This is a genomic window from Pseudomonas sp. efr-133-TYG-5 (assembly GCF_030209175.1).
GTDB lineage: Bacteria > Pseudomonadota > Gammaproteobacteria > Pseudomonadales > Pseudomonadaceae > Aquipseudomonas.
In genome coordinates this window covers 2180601-2201519 of sequence record NZ_JARVSM010000001.1, presented here as the reverse complement: position 1 = coordinate 2201519, position 20919 = coordinate 2180601, and the positions used below count along the sequence as shown (strand labels likewise).

At 61.1% G+C, this 20919-nt stretch carries 18 protein-coding genes; all 18 read left to right on the top strand.

Going from position 1 to position 20919, the window contains the following annotated elements; genetic code table 11:
* Positions 1-61: 61 nt before the first annotated feature.
* The 18 genes from rpsB (at position 62) to tilS (ending at position 20855) form a co-directional block, all read left to right on the top strand.
* Positions 62-799 (top strand): 30S ribosomal protein S2, encoded by a 738-nt coding sequence (gene rpsB / locus QRN70_RS10055; protein ID WP_008052780.1) that lies wholly within the window; start codon positions 62-64, stop codon positions 797-799.
* A gap of 190 nt (positions 800-989) precedes the next feature.
* A complete protein-coding gene (gene tsf / locus QRN70_RS10050) occupies positions 990-1853 on the top strand; it encodes a translation elongation factor Ts (protein WP_285417392.1) in 864 nt (287 codons plus the stop codon).
* 210 nt (positions 1854-2063) lie between these two features.
* The gene (pyrH, locus tag QRN70_RS10045) at positions 2064-2807 is read left to right on the top strand and encodes a UMP kinase (RefSeq protein WP_011332683.1); all 744 of its coding nucleotides are present in this window, start codon (positions 2064-2066) and stop codon (positions 2805-2807) included.
* Entirely contained in the window at positions 2804-3361 is a 558-nt protein-coding gene (frr, locus tag QRN70_RS10040) for a ribosome recycling factor (RefSeq protein ID WP_285417390.1), read from the top strand. The genes pyrH and frr overlap by 4 nt, the downstream gene beginning before the upstream one ends.
* 14 nt (positions 3362-3375) lie before the next feature.
* Positions 3376-4131, top strand: a complete 756-nt coding sequence (uppS, locus tag QRN70_RS10035) for a polyprenyl diphosphate synthase (protein ID WP_007908854.1) — start codon at positions 3376-3378, stop codon at positions 4129-4131.
* Positions 4131-4937, top strand: coding sequence for a phosphatidate cytidylyltransferase (locus QRN70_RS10030; RefSeq protein WP_285417387.1), 807 nt, complete (start codon positions 4131-4133; stop codon positions 4935-4937). The genes uppS and QRN70_RS10030 overlap by 1 nt, the downstream gene beginning before the upstream one ends.
* Positions 4934-6124 (top strand): 1-deoxy-D-xylulose-5-phosphate reductoisomerase, encoded by a 1191-nt coding sequence (gene ispC / locus QRN70_RS10025; RefSeq protein WP_285417386.1) that lies wholly within the window; start codon positions 4934-4936, stop codon positions 6122-6124. Before QRN70_RS10030 ends, ispC begins: the two co-directional genes overlap by 4 nt.
* 54 nt (positions 6125-6178) lie before the next feature.
* Positions 6179-7531 (top strand): sigma E protease regulator RseP, encoded by a 1353-nt coding sequence (gene rseP / locus QRN70_RS10020; RefSeq protein WP_285417384.1) that lies wholly within the window; start codon positions 6179-6181, stop codon positions 7529-7531.
* 74 nt (positions 7532-7605) lie between these two features.
* Positions 7606-9996 (top strand): outer membrane protein assembly factor BamA, encoded by a 2391-nt coding sequence (gene bamA, locus QRN70_RS10015; RefSeq protein ID WP_285417382.1) that lies wholly within the window; start codon positions 7606-7608, stop codon positions 9994-9996.
* Between the two features lie 45 nt (positions 9997-10041).
* Positions 10042-10545 (top strand): OmpH/Skp family outer membrane protein, encoded by a 504-nt coding sequence (locus tag QRN70_RS10010; RefSeq protein ID WP_003222140.1) that lies wholly within the window; start codon positions 10042-10044, stop codon positions 10543-10545.
* A gap of 3 nt (positions 10546-10548) precedes the next feature.
* Complete coding sequence (gene lpxD, locus QRN70_RS10005) at positions 10549-11604, top strand: UDP-3-O-(3-hydroxymyristoyl)glucosamine N-acyltransferase (protein WP_285417381.1); 1056 nt, start codon at positions 10549-10551, stop codon at positions 11602-11604.
* Between the two features lie 106 nt (positions 11605-11710).
* Positions 11711-12151 carry a 3-hydroxyacyl-ACP dehydratase FabZ gene (fabZ, locus tag QRN70_RS10000; RefSeq protein WP_003222142.1) on the top strand — a complete coding sequence of 147 codons (441 nt, stop codon included), beginning with the start codon at positions 11711-11713 and terminating at the stop codon, positions 12149-12151.
* Complete coding sequence (gene lpxA, locus QRN70_RS09995; protein ID WP_285417379.1) at positions 12148-12924, top strand: acyl-ACP--UDP-N-acetylglucosamine O-acyltransferase; 777 nt, start codon at positions 12148-12150, stop codon at positions 12922-12924. Before fabZ ends, lpxA begins: the two co-directional genes overlap by 4 nt.
* A gap of 2 nt (positions 12925-12926) precedes the next feature.
* A complete protein-coding gene (gene lpxB, locus QRN70_RS09990; protein WP_502941552.1) occupies positions 12927-14057 on the top strand; it encodes a lipid-A-disaccharide synthase in 1131 nt (376 codons plus the stop codon).
* An 11-nt stretch (positions 14058-14068) separates the two neighbouring features.
* Positions 14069-14695, top strand: coding sequence for a ribonuclease HII (rnhB, locus tag QRN70_RS09985; RefSeq protein ID WP_285418069.1), 627 nt, complete (start codon positions 14069-14071; stop codon positions 14693-14695).
* 76 nt (positions 14696-14771) lie between these two features.
* On the top strand, positions 14772-18293 hold the full coding sequence (gene dnaE, locus QRN70_RS09980; RefSeq protein ID WP_285417378.1) for a DNA polymerase III subunit alpha: 3522 nt from the start codon (positions 14772-14774) through the stop codon (positions 18291-18293).
* Between the two features lie 139 nt (positions 18294-18432).
* A complete protein-coding gene (locus tag QRN70_RS09975) occupies positions 18433-19380 on the top strand; it encodes an acetyl-CoA carboxylase carboxyltransferase subunit alpha (RefSeq protein WP_285417377.1) in 948 nt (315 codons plus the stop codon).
* A 146-nt stretch (positions 19381-19526) separates the two neighbouring features.
* Positions 19527-20855 (top strand): tRNA lysidine(34) synthetase TilS, encoded by a 1329-nt coding sequence (tilS, locus tag QRN70_RS09970; RefSeq protein WP_285417376.1) that lies wholly within the window; start codon positions 19527-19529, stop codon positions 20853-20855.
* The last annotated feature ends 64 nt before the right edge of the window (positions 20856-20919 follow it).

Here is a 20919-nt window from a genome sequence, read left to right as displayed (position 1 = left end):
CGGATCAGGGGTTGGTCATTGGGATACGTGGAGGCCCAACCCGACTTATCAAGGAACTATCATGTCCCAAGTCAACATGCGCGATATGCTGAAGGCCGGTGTGCACTTCGGTCACCAAACCCGTTACTGGAATCCGAAAATGGGCAAGTACATTTTCGGCGCGCGTAACAAGATTCACATTATCAACCTTGAAAAAACCCTGCCAATGTTCAACGAAGCTCTGACTTTCGTAGAGCGTCTGGCCCAGGGCAAAAACAAGATTCTGTTCGTCGGCACCAAGCGTTCCGCTGGCAAGATCGTTGCTGAAGAAGCAGCACGTTGCGGTTCGCCGTACGTCGATCACCGCTGGTTGGGCGGCATGCTGACCAACTTCAAGACCATCCGTGCTTCCATCAAGCGTCTGCGTGACCTTGAAGTACAAGCCGAAGACGGTACTTTCGCCAAGCTGACCAAGAAAGAAGCGCTGATGCGCACTCGCGATCTTGAGAAGCTGGATCGCTCCCTGGGCGGCATCAAGGACATGGGCGGTCTGCCAGACGCACTGTTCGTGATCGACGTTGACCACGAGCGCATCGCGATCACCGAAGCCAACAAGCTGGGCATCCCGGTCATCGGCGTTGTCGATACCAACAGCAGCCCGGAAGGCGTTGACTACATCATCCCAGGCAACGATGACGCCATCCGCGCCATCCAGCTGTACATGGGTTCGATGGCTGACGCAGTGATCCGTGGTCGCAACAACGTTGCTGGCGGCACTGTAGAATTCGCAGCTGAAGAAACTCAGGCTGCAGCTGAGTAATTGACGCCCTGGCGTTGACTCAGTAAGCAAAAAGGGGGCTTGGCCCCCTTTTTGCCACCTCGAAAACCATTTGTCGGCGGCGCAGTTACAGCATCTGTAACGTGCAGCGGCTACAAGGTGATTCGGGACGAATTGAACGCCCGTTCGATCGGGTGGAATGGTTGAAAACCTATCCAAGAGGAATTTGAAAATGGCAGCAATTACTGCAGCGTTGGTCAAAGAACTGCGCGAGCGTACCGGCGAAGGCATGATGGATTGCAAGAAAGCCCTGGAAAAGGCTGACGGCGACATCGAAAAAGCCATTGATGACATGCGTGCTTCGGGCGCCATCAAAGCTGCGAAAAAGGCTGGCAACGTTGCCGCTGAAGGCGCAATCGCAATCAAGGACGACGGTAAGGCTGCCGTTATCCTGGAAGTGAACTCGCAGACCGACTTCCTGGCTCTGCAAGACGACTTCAAGAACTTCGTTGCTGCCAGCGTTGAAAAAGCCTTCGCTGACAAGCTGACCGAAGCGGCTCCGCTGATCGCTGCTCAAGAAGCTGCTCGCGAAGCACTGGTTGCCAAAGTAGGCGAGAACGTCAACATCCGTCGCCTGGCTCGCATCGAAGGTGACGTGGTTGGTAGCTACCTGCACGGCAACAAGATCGGCGTGGTCGTGGCCCTGAAAGGCGGCGACGTCGAGCTGGCCAAGGACATCGCGATGCACGTAGCGGCAAGCAACCCTGAGTTCCTGCTGCCTTCGCAAGTTTCGGCTGAAGCGATCGAGCGTGAAAAAGCTGTGTTCCTGCAGCTGAACGAAGAAAAAATCAAAGGCAAGCCAGAAAACATTGTTGAGAACATGGTCAAAGGCCGTATCAGCAAGTTCCTGGCAGAAGCGAGCCTGGTTGAGCAGGCGTTCGTCAAGAACCCTGAAATCAAGGTTGGCGAGCTGGCCAAGAAAGGCGGCGCAGAAATCGTTTCCTTCACTTACTTCAAAGTAGGCGAAGGCATCGAGAAGCCGGTCGACAACTTCGCTGAAGAAGTTGCTGCCCAGCTGGCTGCCGCCAAGCAATAAGACGGTTTTTTCAACTGTCGCCCGAAAGAGGCTGCCCGCTCACGCGCGCAGCCTCTTTTCAGATAGGGTTACCAATTTTTAATTGGTTTCCCCTTGGAACTGACTTACAAAGCCATGTTCCGATGGCGCTGAAGCAGTGCCACGCTAGAGTGAACGCAGCTGAAAACAGCTCGCAAAGAATTTTTAAATACGCCGCAGGAGAGATTCGCAATGGCTCAGCAGGGCAGTGGTTATCAGGCTCGCTATAAACGCATTCTACTCAAGCTTAGCGGCGAGGCCCTGATGGGCTCGGAAGAGTTCGGGATCGATCCCAAGGTGCTCGATCGCATGGCGCTGGAAGTCGGTCAACTGGTTGGCATCGGTGTCCAGGTCGGTCTGGTCATCGGCGGCGGCAACCTGTTCCGCGGCGAAGCCCTGAGCAAGGCCGGCATGGACCGTGTCACCGGCGACCACATGGGCATGCTGGCCACTGTGATGAACGCCCTGGCCATGCGCGATGCGCTGGAACGTGCGAATATCTCCGCCATCGTGATGTCGGCGATTTCCATGGTGGGTGTGACCGATCACTACGATCGTCGCAAGGCCATGCGCCACCTGAACTCCAAGGACGTGGTCATTTTCGCGGCCGGTACCGGCAACCCGTTCTTCACCACGGATTCGGCGGCGTGCCTGCGTGCCATCGAAATCGACGCCGATGTCGTGCTCAAGGCGACCAAGGTCGATGGCGTCTACACCGCTGACCCGTTCAAAGACCCGCATGCCGAGAAGTTCGATCATCTGACCTACGATGAAGTACTGGATCGCAAGCTGGGCGTGATGGATCTGACGGCCATTTGCCTGTGCCGCGACCACAAGATGCCGCTGCGCGTATTTAACATGAACAAGCCCGGCGCCCTGCTGAACATCGTGCATGGCGGCGCTGAAGGCACCCTGATCGAGGAAGTCCAGCAATGATCAACGAAATCAAGAAAGACGCTCAAGAGCGCATGAAGAAGTCGATCGAATCGCTCAGCCACGCTTTTGGCCAGATTCGTACCGGCAAGGCCCACCCAAGCATCCTGGGCAGCGTAATGGTGCCTTACTACGGCGCCGATACCCCGCTCAGTGGTGTTGCCAACGTCACCGTGAAGGATTCCCGCACCCTGCAGGTCGTGCCGTTCGAGCGCAACATGCTGACCGCCGTCGACAAGGCGATCATGAATGCCGGTCTGAACCTGAACCCGACCAACCTTGGCGAGCTGCTGCTGGTATCGATGCCGGCACTGACCGAAGAAACCCGCAAGGGCTTCACCAAGCAGGCGCGTGCCGCCGCTGAAGATGCGCGTGTGGCTGTGCGTAACATTCGTCGCGATGCGCTGGGCGAGCTGAAGAAACTGGTCAAGGACAAAGAGATCAGTGAAGACGAAGAGCGCCGTGCGGCAGCTGATATCCAGAAACTGACCGACAAGGCTGAAGCTGATATCGATGCGGCGACCAAGGAAAAAGAAGCGGATCTGATGGCCGTATAAGGGTCGAGCTTTTAATGGACAAGACCAAGCAGACTGCGCCGTCCGCGGTGCCGCGCCATGTCGCGATCATCATGGATGGTAACAATCGCTGGGCGAAGAAACGCTTCATGCCGGGTGTCGCCGGGCATAAGGCGGGCGTGGATGCTGTGCGGGCGGTGATCGAGGTGTGCGCCGAGGCCAAGGTCGAGGTGCTGACCCTGTTCGCCTTTTCCAGTGAAAACTGGCAGCGTCCGGCCGATGAAGTCAGTGCCTTGATGGATCTGTTCTTCAAGGCATTGCGTCGTGAGGCCAAGCGCCTCAACGACAACAACATCAGCCTGCGCATCATCGGCGATCGCTCGCGGTTCCATCCCGAGCTGCAAGCGGCGATGCGCGAGGCCGAGGCGATGACCGCGGGTGCCAATCGCTTCATCCTGCAGATCGCCGCCAACTACGGCGGTCAGTGGGACATTGCCCAGGCCGCGCAGCGTCTGGCGCGCGAGGTTCAGGCCGGGCACCTGCGTCCGGAGGACATCACCCCGGATCTGCTGCAAACCTGCCTGGCCACCGGCGACCTGCCGCTGCCTGACCTGTGCATCCGCACCGGTGGCGAGCACCGCATCAGCAACTTCCTGCTGTGGCAGCTGGCCTACGCCGAGCTGTACTTCTCCGACCTGTTCTGGCCGGACTTCAAACACGATGCCATGCGTAATGCACTGGCCGATTTCGCTTCGCGCCAGCGCCGCTTCGGTAAAACGAGCGAGCAGGTCGAAGCTGGAGCCCGGGTTTAATGCTTAAACAACGAATCATCACCGCGCTGATCCTGCTGCCGATTGCCTTGTGCGGGTTTTTCCTGCTCGAAGGCTCCGGTTTTGCGTTGTTCATCGGGCTGGTCGTGACCCTCGGCGCCTGGGAATGGGCGCGCCTGGCCGGGTTTACCGCACAAGCGTTCCGCGTCGGCTATGCCGCCGTGGCCGCCCTGATGCTGTTCATCATGTACATCCTGCCCGGCCTGGCGCCTTGGGTGCTGGGCGCGGCGGTGTTGTGGTGGGCGGTGGCAACCTATCTGGTGCTGACTTACCCGCGCTCCAGCGCGCATTGGTCCAGCGCTGCCTGCAAGCTGCTCATCGGCTTGCTGATCCTGCTGCCGGCCTGGCAAGGCCTGGTGCAGATCAAGCAGTACCCGTTGGGTAACTGGCTGATCATGGCGGTGATGGTGCTGGTCTGGGGTGCCGACATCGGCGCCTATTTCTCCGGCAAGGCGTTCGGCAAGCGCAAACTGGCGCCACAGGTCAGTCCTGGCAAGAGCTGGGAAGGCGTGTATGGCGGCCTGGCGCTGAGCCTGGTGATCACCACCCTGGTCGCGCTGTTCCGTGACTGGACCGTGGCCCAGCTGTTCAAGGGATTGCTCGGCGCGGCAGTGATTGTGTTCATCTCGGTGGTGGGCGACCTCACCGAAAGCATGTTCAAGCGTCAATCCGGGATCAAGGACAGCAGCAATCTGCTGCCAGGTCACGGTGGCGTGCTCGACCGTATCGACAGCCTGACAGCGGCGGTTCCGGTGTTTGCCGTGCTGCTGTGGATGGCTGCGCCGTGAGCCGCCCACAGCAGATTACCGTGCTGGGGGCGACCGGTTCGATTGGCCTGAGCACCCTCGACGTCATTGCGCGTCATCCTGAGCGCTATCAGGTGTTCGCCTTGAGCGGCTTCACGCGCCTGAGCGAGCTGTTCGCCCTGTGTGTGCGCCATGTGCCGCAATTCGCCGTGGTGCCGCAAGTCGCCGCAGCTCGCACGCTGCAGGACGACCTGCGCGCAGCCGGCCTGTCGACGCGGGTTCTCGTCGGCGAGGAGGGGCTGTGCCAGGTGGCCTCCGCGCCTGAAGTCGATGCCGTGATGGCCGCGATTGTCGGGGCGGCGGGTCTGCGTCCGACGCTCGCCGCGGTCGAGGCCGGGAAGAAAATCCTCCTGGCCAATAAAGAAGCGCTGGTGATGTCCGGCGCGTTGTTCATGCAGGCAGTGCGCAAGAGCGGTTCGGTGTTGCTGCCGATCGACAGCGAGCACAATGCGATTTTCCAGTGCATGCCGCAGGACTTTGCCCGAGGCCTCGGAGCTGTCGGGGTGCGGCGGATTTTGCTGACCGCCTCTGGCGGCCCTTTCCGGCAGACGCCACTGGCGCAACTGGCGGATGTTTCTCCTGACCAGGCGTGTGCGCACCCGAACTGGTCCATGGGGCGCAAGATTTCCGTCGATTCGGCCAGCATGATGAACAAGGGGCTCGAGTTGATCGAAGCCTGCTGGCTGTTCGACGCCAGGCCGTCCCAGGTCGAGGTGGTGATCCACCCGCAGAGCGTGATCCACTCGCTGGTCGACTATGTGGACGGTTCGGTGCTGGCGCAGTTGGGCAATCCCGACATGCGTACGCCGATCGCCAACGCCCTGGCCTGGCCGGAGCGTATCGATTCGGGCGTGGCGCCGCTGGATCTGTTCGCCGTCGCGCGCCTGGACTTCGAGGCGCCCGATGAAGAGCGCTTCCCGTGCCTGCGTCTGGCACGGCAGGCTGCGGAGGCGGGCGACAGCGCGCCGGCGATGCTCAATGCGGCCAATGAAGTGGCTGTGGCGGCGTTTCTCGACGGACGGGTTCGCTACCTGGAAATCGCGAGTATCATCGAGGAAGTGTTGAATCTCGAGCCGGTGGTTGCGCTGGACGATCTCGATGCGGTGTTTACCGCCGATGCGGCAGCACGAGCATTGGCCGAGCGCTGGTTGCAGCGCCACGATCGCTAGATTTTGCAATTCATGGGCTCCATGCGGTACTGAACAGGTTTGCGGAGAAAGTAGATGAGCGCGCTCTATATGATTGCCGGCACCCTGATCGCCCTGGGTGTGTTGGTCACCTTTCACGAATTCGGCCACTTCTGGGTCGCACGTCGTTGTGGGGTCAAGGTTCTGCGCTTCTCCGTAGGCTTCGGCATGCCGTTGCTGCGTTGGCACGACAAGCAGGGCACCGAGTTCGTCGTGGCAGCGATTCCGCTGGGTGGCTACGTCAAGATGCTCGATGAGCGTGAGGGCGAAGTCCCGGCCGACCAGCTGCATCTGTCGTTCAATCGCAAATCCGTGCGCCAGCGCATCGCCATTGTCGCTGCCGGCCCCGTCGCCAACTTCCTGCTGGCCCTGGTGTTCTTCTGGGTCCTGGCCATGCTCGGCAGCGAGCAGGTGCGGCCGGTCATCGGTGCAGTGGAATCGGGCAGCATCGCGGCCAAGGCGGGCCTGGGTGCAGGCCAGGAAATCATTGCCATCGACGGTGAGCCGACCACCGGTTGGGCGGCGGTCAATCTGCAACTGGTGCGACGTCTGGGCGAAAGCGGTGCCCTGCAGTTGCTGGTGCGCGAGCAGGGTTCCACTGCCGACTCGCCACGGGAACTGGTGCTGGATCACTGGCTCAAGGGCGCCGACGAGCCGGATCCGATTCGCTCCCTGGGTATCCGCCCGTGGCGCCCGGCGTTGCCGCCGGTGCTTGCCGAACTCGATCCGAAAGGTCCGGCCCAGGCGGCGGGGCTGAAGACCGGCGACCGTCTGCTGAGCCTTGACGGGCAGGCCTTGAATGACTGGCAGCAAGTGGTCGACACCGTTCGTACGCGTCCTGATACCAAAATCCTGCTGCGCATCGAGCGCGACGGTGCTCAAATCGACATCCCGGTGACCCTGGCGGCGCGCGGCGAGAGCAAGTCGCCCAGTGGTTACCTGGGGGCGGGCGTGAAAGCGGTCGACTGGCCGCCGGAGATGATCCGCGAGGTCAGCTACGGGCCTTTGGCGGCGATTGGCGAGGGTGCCCGGCGCACCTGGACCATGAGCGTGCTGACGCTGGATTCACTGAAGAAAATGCTGTTCGGCGAGCTCTCGGTAAAAAACTTGAGTGGACCGATAACCATTGCTAAAGTGGCGGGCGCTTCTGCCCAGTCGGGCGTCGCTGATTTCCTGAATTTCCTTGCTTATCTGAGTATTAGCCTGGGGGTTCTGAATTTGCTGCCCATTCCTGTACTGGATGGGGGGCATTTGTTGTTTTATCTGATCGAGTGGGCGCGTGGTCGTCCCTTGTCGGATCGGGTGCAAGGTTGGGGGATACAGATCGGTATCAGTTTGGTGGTCGGGGTGATGTTGCTTGCTCTGGTCAACGATCTGGGTCGACTGTAACGCTTCGCTGAATTGCGAATCTGCCGCATTTTGCGGCAGTTTGTTTATTGCCAGTTGGAATAAGAAAGGACTTCATGAAACGTCTGCTGCTAACTGCGGTTCTCACCGTATTGATGATCGCCGAAGTTCACGCCGAGTCCTTCACTATCTCTGATATTCGCGTCAATGGCCTCCAGCGGGTCTCCGCGGGTAGTGTCTTTGGTGCCTTGCCGTTGAACGTCGGCGAGCAGGCGGATGATCGTCGCCTGGTGGAATCCACTCGTGCGTTGTTCAAAACCGGTTTCTTTCAAGATATCCAGCTGGGCCGCGAAGGCAACGTTCTGGTGATCACGGTCGTCGAGCGTCCGTCGGTCGCCAGTATCGAGATCGAAGGCAACAAGGCGATCTCCACTGAAGATCTGATGAAAGGTCTCAAGCAATCCGGTCTGGCCGAAGGCGAGATCTTCCAGCGCGCCACCCTCGAAGGTGTGCGTAACGAACTGCAGCGCCAGTACGTCGCGCAAGGTCGTTACTCGGCCACCGTCGATACCGAAGTGGTGTCGCAGCCGCGCAACCGTGTCGGCCTGAAAGTGAAGATCAACGAAGGCACCGTCGCTGCCATTCAGCACATCAACGTGGTGGGCAACACGGTTTTCCCGGAGGACGACCTGGTCGACCTGTTCGAGCTGAAAACCACCAACTGGCTGTCGTTCTTCAAGAACGATGACAAGTACGCCCGTGAAAAGCTTTCCGGTGACCTGGAGCGTCTGCGTTCCTACTACCTGGACCGCGGCTATATCAACATGGATATCGCTTCGACCCAGGTGTCCATCACCCCGGACAAGAAACACGTCTACATCACCGTCAACGTCAACGAAGGCGAGAAGTACACCGTTCGTGACGTCAAGCTCAGCGGTGACCTGAAGGTGCCTGAAGACCAGGTCAAGTCCCTGCTGCTGGTGCAGAAAGGCCAGGTGTTCTCGCGCAAGCTGATGACCACCACTTCCGAGCTGATCACCCGTCGTCTGGGTAACGAGGGCTACACCTTCGCCAACGTCAACGGCGTGCCGCAGCCGCACGATGACGATCACACCGTCGACATCCTGTTCGCCGTCGATCCGGGCAAGCGTGCCTACGTCAACCGCATCAACTTCCGTGGCAACACCAAGTCCGAAGACGAAGTGCTGCGTCGCGAAATGCGTCAGATGGAAGGTGGCTGGGCTTCGACCTACCTGATCGACCAGTCCAAGACCCGTCTTGAGCGTCTGGGCTTCTTCAAGGAAGTCAACGTTGAAACCCCGGCGGTTCCGGGTGTCGACGACCAGGTGGACGTGAACTACGCCGTTGAAGAGCAAGCTTCCGGTTCGATCACCGCCAGTGTCGGTTTTGCCCAGAGCGCCGGCCTGATCCTCGGTGGTTCGATCACCCAGAACAACTTCCTCGGTACCGGTAACCGCGTCAGCGTGGGTCTGACCCGCAGCGAATACCAGAGCCGCTACAACTTCGGCTACGTTGACCCGTACTGGACTGCCGATGGCGTCAGCCTGGGTTACAACGCCTTCTATCGCACCACCGACTACAAAGACCTTGATGTCGACGTAGCCAGCTATGCGGTAGATAGCCTGGGTGCCGGCGTGAACGTTGGCTACCCGATCAGCGAGACTTCGCGTCTGACCTTCGGTCTGTCCGCTCAGCAGGACAAGATCAAGACCGGTCAGTACACCGTCGACGAAATTTTCGACTTCGTGAACCGCGAAGGCGATCAGTATTTGAACTTCAAGGCCTCGGCCGGCTGGTCCGAGTCGACTCTGAACAAAGGCGTATTGCCGACCCGTGGTCGTTCCCAGAGCCTGACGCTGGAAACCACCATTCCAGGCAGCGACCTGTCGTTCTACAAACTCGACTACCGTGGTCAGCTGTTCGCGCCGATTACCGAAAACTACACCCTGCGTCTGCACACCGAGCTGGGTTATGGTGACGGCTACGGTTCGACCGACGGCTTGCCGTTCTATGAAAACTACTATGCTGGTGGTTTCAACTCGGTTCGCGGCTTCAAGGACAGCACGCTGGGTCCGCGCAGTACGCCTAGCCGTGGTCAGCTCGCTACCGGTAACGTCGGTACGATCAATGACCCGGACCAGGATGCACTGCCGTTCGGTGGTAACGTCCTGATCCAGGGTGGTGTGGAAGTTCTGTTCCCGCTGCCGTTCGTCAAGGATCAGCGTTCGCTGCGCACTTCCGTGTTCTGGGATGTGGGTAACGTATTCGACTCCAAGTGCGAGCAGACTCTTAATACCGACGGTATTACCAAGTCCAAAACGCAGTGCAACGATGTCAGCCTGAGCAACATGGCCAGCTCCGTCGGTGTCGGCGTGACCTGGGTCACCGCGCTGGGTCCTTTGAGCTTCGCGTTGGCGACACCGATCAAGAAACCGGATAACGCTGAAACCCAAGTGTTCCAATTCTCCCTCGGCCAGACGTTCTAAGCGTCTGACCCAAGATAACGACAATGGATTTTGTAGGAGTGCATCGTGCGTAAGTTGACTCAATTGGTTCTCCTGGCCTCCGTACTGGTGGCAGGCCCGGCATTTGCCGACATGAAAATTGCCGTTCTGAACTATCAGATGGCGCTGCTGGAGTCCGACGCTGCGAAGAAGTACGCCGTGGATGCCGAGAAAAAGTTCGGCCCGCAGCTGACCAAGCTCAAGACCCTGGAAAGCAGTGCCAAGGGCATTCAGGATCGCCTGATGGCTGGCGGCGACAAGATGCAGCAGGGCGAGCGTGAGCGTCTGGAGCTGGAATTCAAGCAGAAGGCCCGTGACTTCCAGTTCCAATCCAAGGAACTGAACGAAGCCAAAGCCGTTGCCGACCGCGAGATGCTCAAGCAGCTGAAGCCGAAACTGGATAGCGCCGTGGAAGAAGTCATCAAGAAAGGTGGTTTTGACCTGGTGTTCGAGCGTGGCGCAGTCATCGATGTCAAGCCTCAGTACGACATCACGCGCCAGGTTATCGAGCGCATGAATCAGCTGAAGTAACCCATGACCGTGACTATCAAGCTCGGCCAGTTGGCCGAGTTCCTCGGCGCCACCCTGAGTGGCGACCCCGAGCAGCAAATCACTGGGCTAGCCACCTTGCAGGAGGCTGGCCCAGCTCAGTTGAGCTTTCTGGCAAATCCCCAATATCGCAAATACCTGGCGGGCTCGCAGGCCGCGGCCCTGTTGCTCAAGGCTGCCGATGCCGAAGGCTACGCCGGTAATGCGTTGGTGGTGCCTGATCCTTATCTGGCTTACGCACGCATCTCCCACCTGTTCGATCCCAAGCCGAAATCCGCTGCCGGTATCCATCCGACGGCGGTGATCGCTGCGGATGCAGTGGTTGATCCGACGGCCAGCATCGGTCCCTTCGTGGTGATCGAGGCGGGTGCCCGCATCGGTGCCGGCGTGACGCTCGGTGCGCACTGCGTCATCGGCGCCCGCAGCGAGATCGGCGAGGGTGGCTGGCTGGCTCCCCGGGTCACGCTGTATCACGACGTGCGCGTCGGCAAGCGTGTGGTGATCCAGTCCGGTGCGGTGCTCGGCGGCGAGGGCTTCGGCTTCGCCAACGAGAAAGGCATCTGGCAGAAGATCGCCCAGATTGGCGGCGTGACCATCGGTGACGATGTCGAGATCGGCGTGAACACCGCCATCGACCGCGGCGCCCTGGCGGACACCGTGATCGGCAACGGCGTGAAGCTCGACAACCAGATTCAGATCGCGCACAACGTCCAGGTCGGCGATCACACCGCCATGGCGGCGTGCGTGGGGATTTCCGGCAGTACCAAGATCGGCAAGCACTGCATGCTCGCCGGCGGTGTCGGCCTGGTCGGTCACATCGACATTTGTGACAACGTTTTCCTGACCGGGATGACCATGGTGACCCACTCGATTACCGAGCCGGGTGCCTATTCTTCCGGCACAGCCATGCAACCGGCGGCCGAATGGCGCAAAAGCGCGGCACGCATCCGTCAGCTCGATGACCTCGCGCGACGGTTGAAACAGCTGGAAAAGCGCGTAGGGGAAGTGACCCCTGACGGCAATGCTTCATCTGATGGCTGATACCATTTCCATATCAAGTGTGCACAGCCTCTGGACTGCCTCCTTGATTTGCTAGAGGAGTGCGCGTCAGTCGCGCTCCCAATCTTTACATAGGCTTCCCCCCGAAATGATGGACATCAACGAGATTCGCGAATACCTGCCTCACCGTTACCCGTTCCTGCTGGTGGACCGGGTAGTGGAGCTGGACACGGAAGGTAAGCGCATTCGTGCGTACAAAAATGTCAGCATCAACGAACCGTTCTTCAATGGGCACTTCCCTGCGCATCCAATCATGCCGGGCGTGCTGATCATCGAAGCGATGGCGCAGGCTGCCGGGATCCTCGGTTTCAAGATGCTCGACGTGAAGCCGGCCGATGGCACCCTGTACTACTTCGTCGGCTCCGACAAACTGCGCTTCCGTCAGCCGGTGTTGCCGGGCGATCAGTTGATCCTCGAAGCCAAGTTCATCAGTTGCAAGCGCCAGATCTGGAAGTTCGAGTGCCAGGCTTCGGTCGACGGCAAGCCGGTCTGCTCGGCTGAAATCATCTGTGCGGAACGCAAACTATGAGTTTGATTGACCCTCGCGCAATCATCGATCCATCGGCCGTGCTGGCCGAGGGTGTCGAGGTCGGCCCGTGGTCGATCGTCGGCGCAGGTGTGGAAATCGGCGAGGGAACCGTGATCGGGCCGCATGTGGTCCTCAAGGGGCCGACCCGCATCGGCAAGCACAATCGCATCTACCAGTTTTCCTCGGTAGGCGAAGACACCCCCGATCTCAAATACAAGGGCGAGGAGACGCGCCTGGTCATCGGCGATCACAACGTGATCCGCGAAGGCGTGACGATTCACCGTGGCACGATTCAGGACCGCGCGGAAACCACGCTGGGCGATCACAACCTGATCATGGCCTATGCCCACATCGGTCACGACAGCGTGATTGGCAACCACTGCATCCTGGTCAACAACACCGCGTTGGCGGGCCATGTGCACGTGGATGACTGGGCGATCCTGTCCGGCTTCACCCTGGTGCACCAGTATTGCCACATCGGCGCCCACAGCTTCTCCGGCATGGGTACCGCGATCGGCAAGGACGTTCCGGCGTTCGTCACCGTGTTCGGCAACCCGGCGGAAGCGCGCAGCATGAACTTCGAAGGCATGCGCCGTCGCGGTTTCAGCGAAGACGCCATTCACGCCCTGCGCCGTGCCTACAAGACCGTCTACCGTCAGGGTCTGACCGTGGAACAGGCCTTGGCGGAACTGGCCGAGCCGGCCGCGCAGTTCCCGGAAGTCGCGGTCTTCCGTGACTCCATCCAGTCGTCGACTCGCGGCATCACCCGCTGATCATGGCCAGTCTGCGTATTGCACTGGTAGCGGGCGAAGCTTCCGGTGACATTCTCGGTGCCGGCCTTATGCGCGCCCTCAAGGCTCAGCATCCGGCGGTCGAGTTCATCGGCGTCGGCGGGCCGTTGATGCAGGCCGAAGGCCTGGCGTCCTACTTCCCCATGGAGCGCCTGTCGGTCATGGGCCTGGTGGAAGTGCTCGGGCGGCTGCGCGAATTGCTCAAGCGCCGCAAGGACCTGATCGCCACGTTGATTGCCGAGAAACCGGATGTGTTCATCGGCATCGATGCTCCGGATTTCAACCTCAATATCGAACTCAAGCTGCGTCAGGCCGGGATCAAGACGGTGCACTACGTCAGCCCGTCGGTGTGGGCGTGGCGGCAGAAGCGGGTGCTGAAGATTCGCGAAGGTTGCGACCTGATGCTGACGCTGTTGCCGTTCGAAGCAAAATTCTACGAAGAGAAGGGCGTACCGGTGCGGTTCGTCGGTCACACGCTGGCCGATGCCATCCCGCTGGAGGCCGATCGCGCTGCGGCGCGTGCCGAGCTGGGCTTGCCCGACGGGCCGCTGGTGGCGTTGATGCCCGGCAGTCGCGGCGGCGAAGTTTCCCGCCTGGGCGGGCTGTTCCTCGATACCGCCGAACGTCTGCGCGCGATGCGCCCGGGTGTGCGCTTTGTCCTGCCGTGCGCCAACGCGGAACGTCGCGCGCAACTTGAGGAGCTGCTTGCCGGGCGTGATGTGCCAGTGACGTTGCTCGACGGCAAGTCCCATCTGGCCCTGGCGGCGTGCAATGCGGTGTTGATCGCTTCCGGCACCGCCACCCTTGAAGCGCTGCTGTACAAGCGGCCGATGGTCGTCGCATATCGCCTGGCGCCGCTGACGTTCTGGATTCTCAAGCGTATGGTCAAGAGTCCGTACGTGTCCTTGCCCAACCTGCTGGCCCAGCGCCTGTTGGTGCCGGAGTTGTTGCAGGATGATGCGACGGTCGAGGCCCTGGCGCAGACGCTGTCGCCGCTGATCGACGGCGGGGAAGAGCAGACCCGTGGCTTCGACCAGATTCACCGCACGTTGCGGCTGGATGCTTCCAATCAGGCGGCGGACGCCGTCCTCAACCTGATCGGTCAATCACGATGAGCAAGCAAGTCATGCAGATGGGCCTGGATTTCACCCTGGTCGCCGAAGTCGAAGAACTGGTGGCCGGCGTTGACGAAGTCGGTCGTGGCCCGTTGTGCGGTGCGGTGGTCACCGCGGCGGTGATCCTCGATCCGAACCGGCCGATCCTCGGGCTCAACGACTCGAAGAAACTCACCGAAGCCAGGCGCGAAAAGCTCTACGACGAAATCTGCGAGAAGGCGCTGAGCTGGTGCATCGCCCGCGCCGAAGTCGAAGAAATCGACGAACTGAACATTCTCCACGCGACCATGCTAGCCATGCAGCGCGCGGTGGCCGGGCTGCACATCCAGCCGAAACTGGCGATGATCGACGGCAACCGCTGCCCACCACTACCGATGCGCGCCGAGGCGGTGGTGCAGGGCGACGGCAAGGTACCGGCCATCGCCGCGGCGTCGATTCTGGCCAAGGTCAGCCGAGACCGCGAGATGGCGGCGTTCGAATTGATCTACCCGGGCTATGGCATCGGCGGCCACAAAGGCTATCCGACGCCCGTTCATCTGGAAGCCCTGGCGCGGCTTGGCCCGACGCCGATTCACCGGCGCTCGTTCGCCCCGGTGCGCCTGGCCTATGAGGCGCTGGAAGGCCTGACGCAGGTTTAGGCGCAAGGCTGATGTTTTGTTCGAGGCCCGGTACAATCCGGGCCTTGTTGTCTCTATGTAACTGGACAGGATCACTATGCCGGCTTCATTCGTTCATCTACGCCTGCACACTGAATACTCCCTGGTCGACGGGCTGGTGCGGATCAAGCCGCTGGTCAAGGCCCTGACCGCCATGAACATGCCGGCGGTTGCGGTCACCGACCAGAACAACATGTGTTCCCTGGTCAAATTCTATAAAACCACCATGGGTGCGGGGATCAAGCCGATCTGCGGCGCCGACCTGTGGCTGTCGAACAAGGATCCGGATGCGCCACTGAGCCGGATCAGCCTGCTGGCCATGAACGCCGTGGGTTATCGCAACCTCACCGAGCTGATTTCCCGTGGCTTCATCGAGGGTCAGCGCAACGGCATGATCATCATCGAGCGCGAGTGGGTGGCCGAGGCCAGCGACGGTCTGATCATGTTGTCCGCGGCCAAGGAAGGCGAGATCGGCATGGCGCTGATCGGCGGCAATCCGGCGGAAGCCGAGGCGCTGGCGCGCGAGTGGATGGCGGTGTTCCCGGATCGCTTCTACCTGGAAATCCAGCGCACCAACCGCCCGAATGACGAAGAGCAGTTGCACGGCGCCGTGGCCCTGGCCGACAAGCTCGGCGCGCCGCTGGTGGCGACCAACGACGTGCGCTTCATCAAGCAGGAAGATTTCGAGGCCCACGAAACCCGCGTCTGCATTGGTGAGGGCCGCGCCCTCGACGATCCGCGCCGCTCCAAGAACTACAGCGACCAGCAGTACCTGAAAAGCGCCGAGGAAATGGCCGAGCTGTTCAGTGACATTCCCGACGCCATTGAAAACACCGTCGAGATTGCCAAGCGCTGCAACATCGAGGTCAAGCTGGGCAAGCACTTCCTGCCGGACTACCCGATTCCCGATGGCATGACCATCGACGAGTATTTCCGCAAGGTGTCGTTCGACGGTCTCGAAGAGCGCCTGTCGGTGCTGCTGCCCAAGGACACCACCGAAGACTACGAAGCCAAGCGTCAGGTGTACGTCGACCGGCTGAATTTCGAGCTGGATATCATCATCCAGATGGGTTTCCCCGGTTACTTCCTGATCGTGATGGACTTTATCCAGTGGGCCAAGAACAACGGCGTGCCGGTCGGCCCTGGCCGGGGGTCGGGTGCCGGGTCGCTGGTGGCCTACGTGCAGAAGATCACCGACCTCGATCCGTTGGAATACGACCTGCTGTTCGAACGTTTCCTCAACCCGGAACGGGTTTCCATGCCCGACTTCGACGTCGACTTCTGCATGGACGGCCGCGACCGGGTGATCGACTATGTGGCCGAGAAATACGGCCGCAACGCCGTGAGCCAGATCATTACCTTCGGTTCCATGGCGGCCAAGGCCGTGGTGCGCGACGTGGCACGGGTGCAGGGCAAGTCCTATGGCCTGGCCGACCGCCTGTCGAAGATGATCCCGTTCGAAGTCGGCATGACCCTGGAGAAAGCCTACGAGCAGGAAGAAATCCTGCGCGACTTCATCAAGGTCGATGAAGAGGCGGCGGAAATCTGGGAGATGGCACGCAAACTCGAGGGCGTGGTGCGTAACGTTGGCAAGCACGCCGGTGGCGTGGTCATCGCGCCGACCAAGCTGACCGACTTCTCGCCGATCTATTGCGACGAGGCCGGTGACGGCCTGGTGACGCAGTTCGACAAGGACGACGTGGAGGCGGCCGGTCTGGTGAAGTTCGACTTCCTCGGCCTGCGAACCCTGACGATCATCGACTGGGCGCTGAAAACCATCAATCGCGACCGCGCCAAGGTCAACGAGCCGCCGCTGGACATCGCGTTCATCCCGCTCGATGACAAGCCGACCTACAGCCTGCTGCAAAAGGCTGAAACCACGGCGGTGTTCCAGCTCGAATCGCGCGGCATGAAAGAGCTGATCAAAAAGCTCAAGCCCGACTGCCTCGAAGACCTGATCGCCCTGGTGGCCCTGTTCCGTCCGGGCCCGCTGCAGTCCGGCATGGTGGATGACTTCATCAACCGTAAGCACGGTCGCGCCGAACTGGCGTATCCGCACCCGGATTACCAGTACGAGGGCTTGAAACCGGTACTGGCACCGACCTACGGCATCATCCTGTACCAGGAACAGGTGATGCAGATCGCCCAGGTCATGGCCGGTTACACCCTCGGCGGTGCGGACATGCTGCGCCGGGCGATGGGTAAGAAGAAACCCGAGGAAATGGCCAAGCAGCGCGGCGGTTTCATCGAAGGTTGTGCGGCGAACAATATCGATGCCGACCTGGCCGGTAACATCTTCGACCTGGTAGAAAAATTCGCCGGTTACGGCTTCAACAAATCCCACTCCGCCGCCTACGGCCTGGTGTCGTACCAGACCGCCTGGCTGAAGGCTCACTACCCGGCGCCGTTCATGGCTGCGGTGCTGTCGGCGGATATGCACAACACCGACAAGGTCGTGACCTTGATCGAGGAAGTGCGCACCATGAAACTGCGCCTCGACGCGCCGGACGTGAACACTTCGGAGTTCAAGTTCACGGTGAACGACGATGGCCGCATCGTTTATGGCCTGGGCGCGATCAAGGGCGTCGGCGAAGGCCCGGTGGAGGCGATCACCGAGGCGCGTCAGGAGGGCCCGTTCAAGGACCTGTTCGATTTCTGCGCCCGGGTCGACCTCAAGCGCATCAACAAGCGTACGCTTGACGGTCTGATCCGCAGCGGCGCACTGGATCGTCTCGGCCCGTACTTCCACGACGAGCAGAAGGCCTACCAGGCCAACATCGACCGTAACCGCGCCGTGCTGCTGGCGGCGATGGAAGAGGCGATCAAGGCGGCCGAACAGACGGCGCGCACCCACGACAGCGGCCATGCCGACCTGTTTGGCGGTTTGTTCGTCGAGGAAGACGCGGACGTCTACGCCAGCCATCGCAAGGCCAAGGAGCTGACCCTCAAGGAACGCCTCAAGGGTGAAAAAGACACCCTCGGCCTGTACCTGACCGGTCACCCGATCGACGAATACGAAGGCGAGATCCGCCGTTTCGCCCGTCAGCGCATCATCGACCTGAAACCGGCCCGGGACACCCAGACCGTGGCGGGGATGATCATCGCCCTGCGGGTGATGAAGAACAAAAAGGGCGACAAGATGGGGTTCATTACCCTCGACGACCGCTCCGGGCGGATCGAGGCGTCGCTGTTCGCCGATGCGTTCCACTCCGCGCAGTCGCTGTTGCAGACCGATGCGATGGTGGTGGTCGAGGGCGAGGTCAGCAACGACGACTTCTCCGGTGGCCTGCGCCTGCGGGTCAAGCGGGTGATGAGCATGGAAGATGCGCGCACCAACCTGGCCGAGAGCCTGCGCCTGAAGTTGCAGACCCAGGACCTCAAAGGCGATCAGCTACGCTGGTTGGGTGAATTGCTCAAGCGTCATCGCGGGGCGTGCCCGATTACCATGGAGTACACCAGTCCCGACGCCAAGACCCTGCTGCAGTTTGGCGAGACCTGGCGGATCGACCCGGCGGATGCCTTGATTCAAGCCCTGCGTGACCAGTTCGGGCGAGACAACGTCTTCCTCCAATACCGTTGACCGGCAGGTGCGATCAATCCGCCTGCCCGCAACCTGAATTTTTAATCTCGACCTCAGCGCGCCTCTCCCTTAAGGTAGGGCGCGAATAGACAACCGGCCGGCCCAAGCTCACTTTGGACTCGACCCAAGACGGACGCCTATGAACCCGAATTTTCTAGATTTCGAACAGCCGATCGCCGACCTGCAAGCCAAGATCGAAGAGTTGCGCTTGGTCGGTAATGACAATTCGCTGAATATCGGCGATGAGATTTCCCGCCTGCAGGACAAGAGCAAGACGCTGACCGAAGATATCTTCGGCAAGTTGACCAGCTGGCAGATCGCTCGTCTGGCACGTCACCCGAAACGTCCATACACCCTGGACTACATCGACCACATCTTTACCGAGTTCGACGAGCTGCACGGTGATCGTCACTTCTCCGACGACGCTGCCATTGTCGGTGGTGTGGCGCGTCTGGAAGACCAGCCAGTCATGGTCATCGGTCACCAGAAGGGCCGGGAAGTGCGCGAGAAGGTGCGCCGCAACTTCGGCATGCCGCGTCCGGAAGGCTACCGCAAGGCCTGCCGCCTGATGGAAATGGCCGAGCGCTTCAAGATGCCGATCCTGACCTTCATCGACACCCCGGGCGCCTACCCGGGTATCGACGCCGAAGAGCGCAACCAGAGCGAAGCGATCGCCTGGAACCTGCGCGTGATGGCGCGCCTGAAGACCCCGATCATCGCCACCGTGATCGGTGAAGGTGGTTCTGGCGGTGCGCTGGCGATCGGTGTGTGCGATCAGTTGAACATGCTGCAGTATTCGACCTACGCGGTGATCTCGCCGGAAGGTTGCGCGTCGATTCTGTGGAAAACCGCCGAAAAGGCCCCGGATGCCGCTGAAGCCATGGGCATCACCGCCGAGCGCCTGAAAGGCTTGGGCATCGTCGACAAAGTGATCGACGAGCCGCTGGGTGGCGCGCACCGCGATCCGGCGGCCGCTGCCGCGCTGATCCGCGCCGAGCTGAGTTCGCAACTGGCGATGCTGAAGAAGTTCGACAACGACGCGCTGCTGGCCCGTCGTTACGAGCGTCTGATGAGCTACGGTCTCTGATCGAACGCCGCTGCGGCCAACGTTAGAAACCCTGTGGGAGCGGGCTTGCCCGCGAAAGCGATGTAACATCCAACCATCGAGTGGGCTGTTGCGCTGTTTTCGCGAGCAGGCCCGCTCCCACATTTGTATGGCGCCAAGTGAGCGAAATGAAACCGTCCCTGGCTGATCTGCCCGCCCGAGTCCTGCGCAACCTGACCCCCTGGCGCACCGCCACGCACTGGCGCATTGCTTTTTCCGGCGGTCTCGATTCCACCGTGCTCCTGCATCTGCTGGTTCGCCTCGGACACTCCCAGGCCCTGCCGGCGCTGAGTGCCATCCATGTACATCACGGTCTCCAGACGGTGGCCGAGGCGTGGCCGGCGCATTGCCAGGCGATTTGCGACGGCTGGGGCGTGCCCTTGCAGGTCGTGCAGGTGCAGGTGCAGCCGGGCGCGAGCCTGGAGCGGGCCGCGCGGGAGGCGCGTTATGCGGCGTTCAGCGCGGCGATGCACGGCAACGATGCACTGCTGACCGGGCAGCATCGCGACGATCAGGCCGAAACCCTGCTGTTCCGTCTGCTGCGCGGCGCCGGCGTGCGCGGTTTGTCCGGCATGCCGGCCGAGCGACGGCTGGGGGCAGGCAGCCTGGTGCGGCCGTTGCTTGACGTCAGTCGCGCCGAACTCCAAGCCTATGCGTGCGAGCACCAACTGCACTGGGTCGAGGATCCGTCGAACCAGGATCGGCAGTTTTCGCGCAATTACCTGCGTCATCAGGTGCTGCCGGCGATCACCCGGCGCTGGCCGCAGGCGTTGGCCAGCATGGCGCGCAGCGCGGCGCATCTGCGCGAGGCCGAGAGCTTGCTGGAAGACCTGGCGCACATCGACCTGGCGCCGTGCATCACGCCCTGCGCGTTCGACTGGCTGGGGGTGCCTTCGCTGGCGCTGGCGCCACTGGCCGGGTTATCTGCCGCCCGTCAGCGCAACGCTGTCAGCCATTGGCTGGCCGGACTGACGCGCTTGCCGGACACCGACCATTGGTCGGGTTGGGCGAATCTCGCCGAGGCCACTGCCGATGCTTCACCGGTGTGGCGCCTGGCCGAGGGTGAGCTGCATCGTGGTGCTGGCCGCGTCTGGTTTCTCCGCGACCAGTGGCTGCGTACTCCGCTGAGCGACGCGCCGTGGCGCGAGCCGGCGCAGGCACTGCACCTGGTCGATAACGGGCGTGTCATGTTCAGCGGTCAGACTCCCGCAGGGCCGCTGCACATCCGCTATCGCCAGGGCGGTGAAGTGCTGCATCTGCCAGGGCGCGGTCATCGCGACCTCAAGCGCCTGCTCAATGAGCGCGCAGTTCCGGGGTTTGTGCGTGGCAGATTGCCGCTGCTGTTTCGCGGCGAAGAATTGCTCGCCGTGGCGAACCTGCCGGGACTCGACGGTGACCCGCAGCAAGGCTGGCGATTGCATTGGCAGCCATTTGGCGAAGATCAAGGTTTGAGATGAAGGGTGCATTCCGGTAGACTACGCTCCCTTCTTGATACAACTTCTGTGGATTCGCCTGAATCGC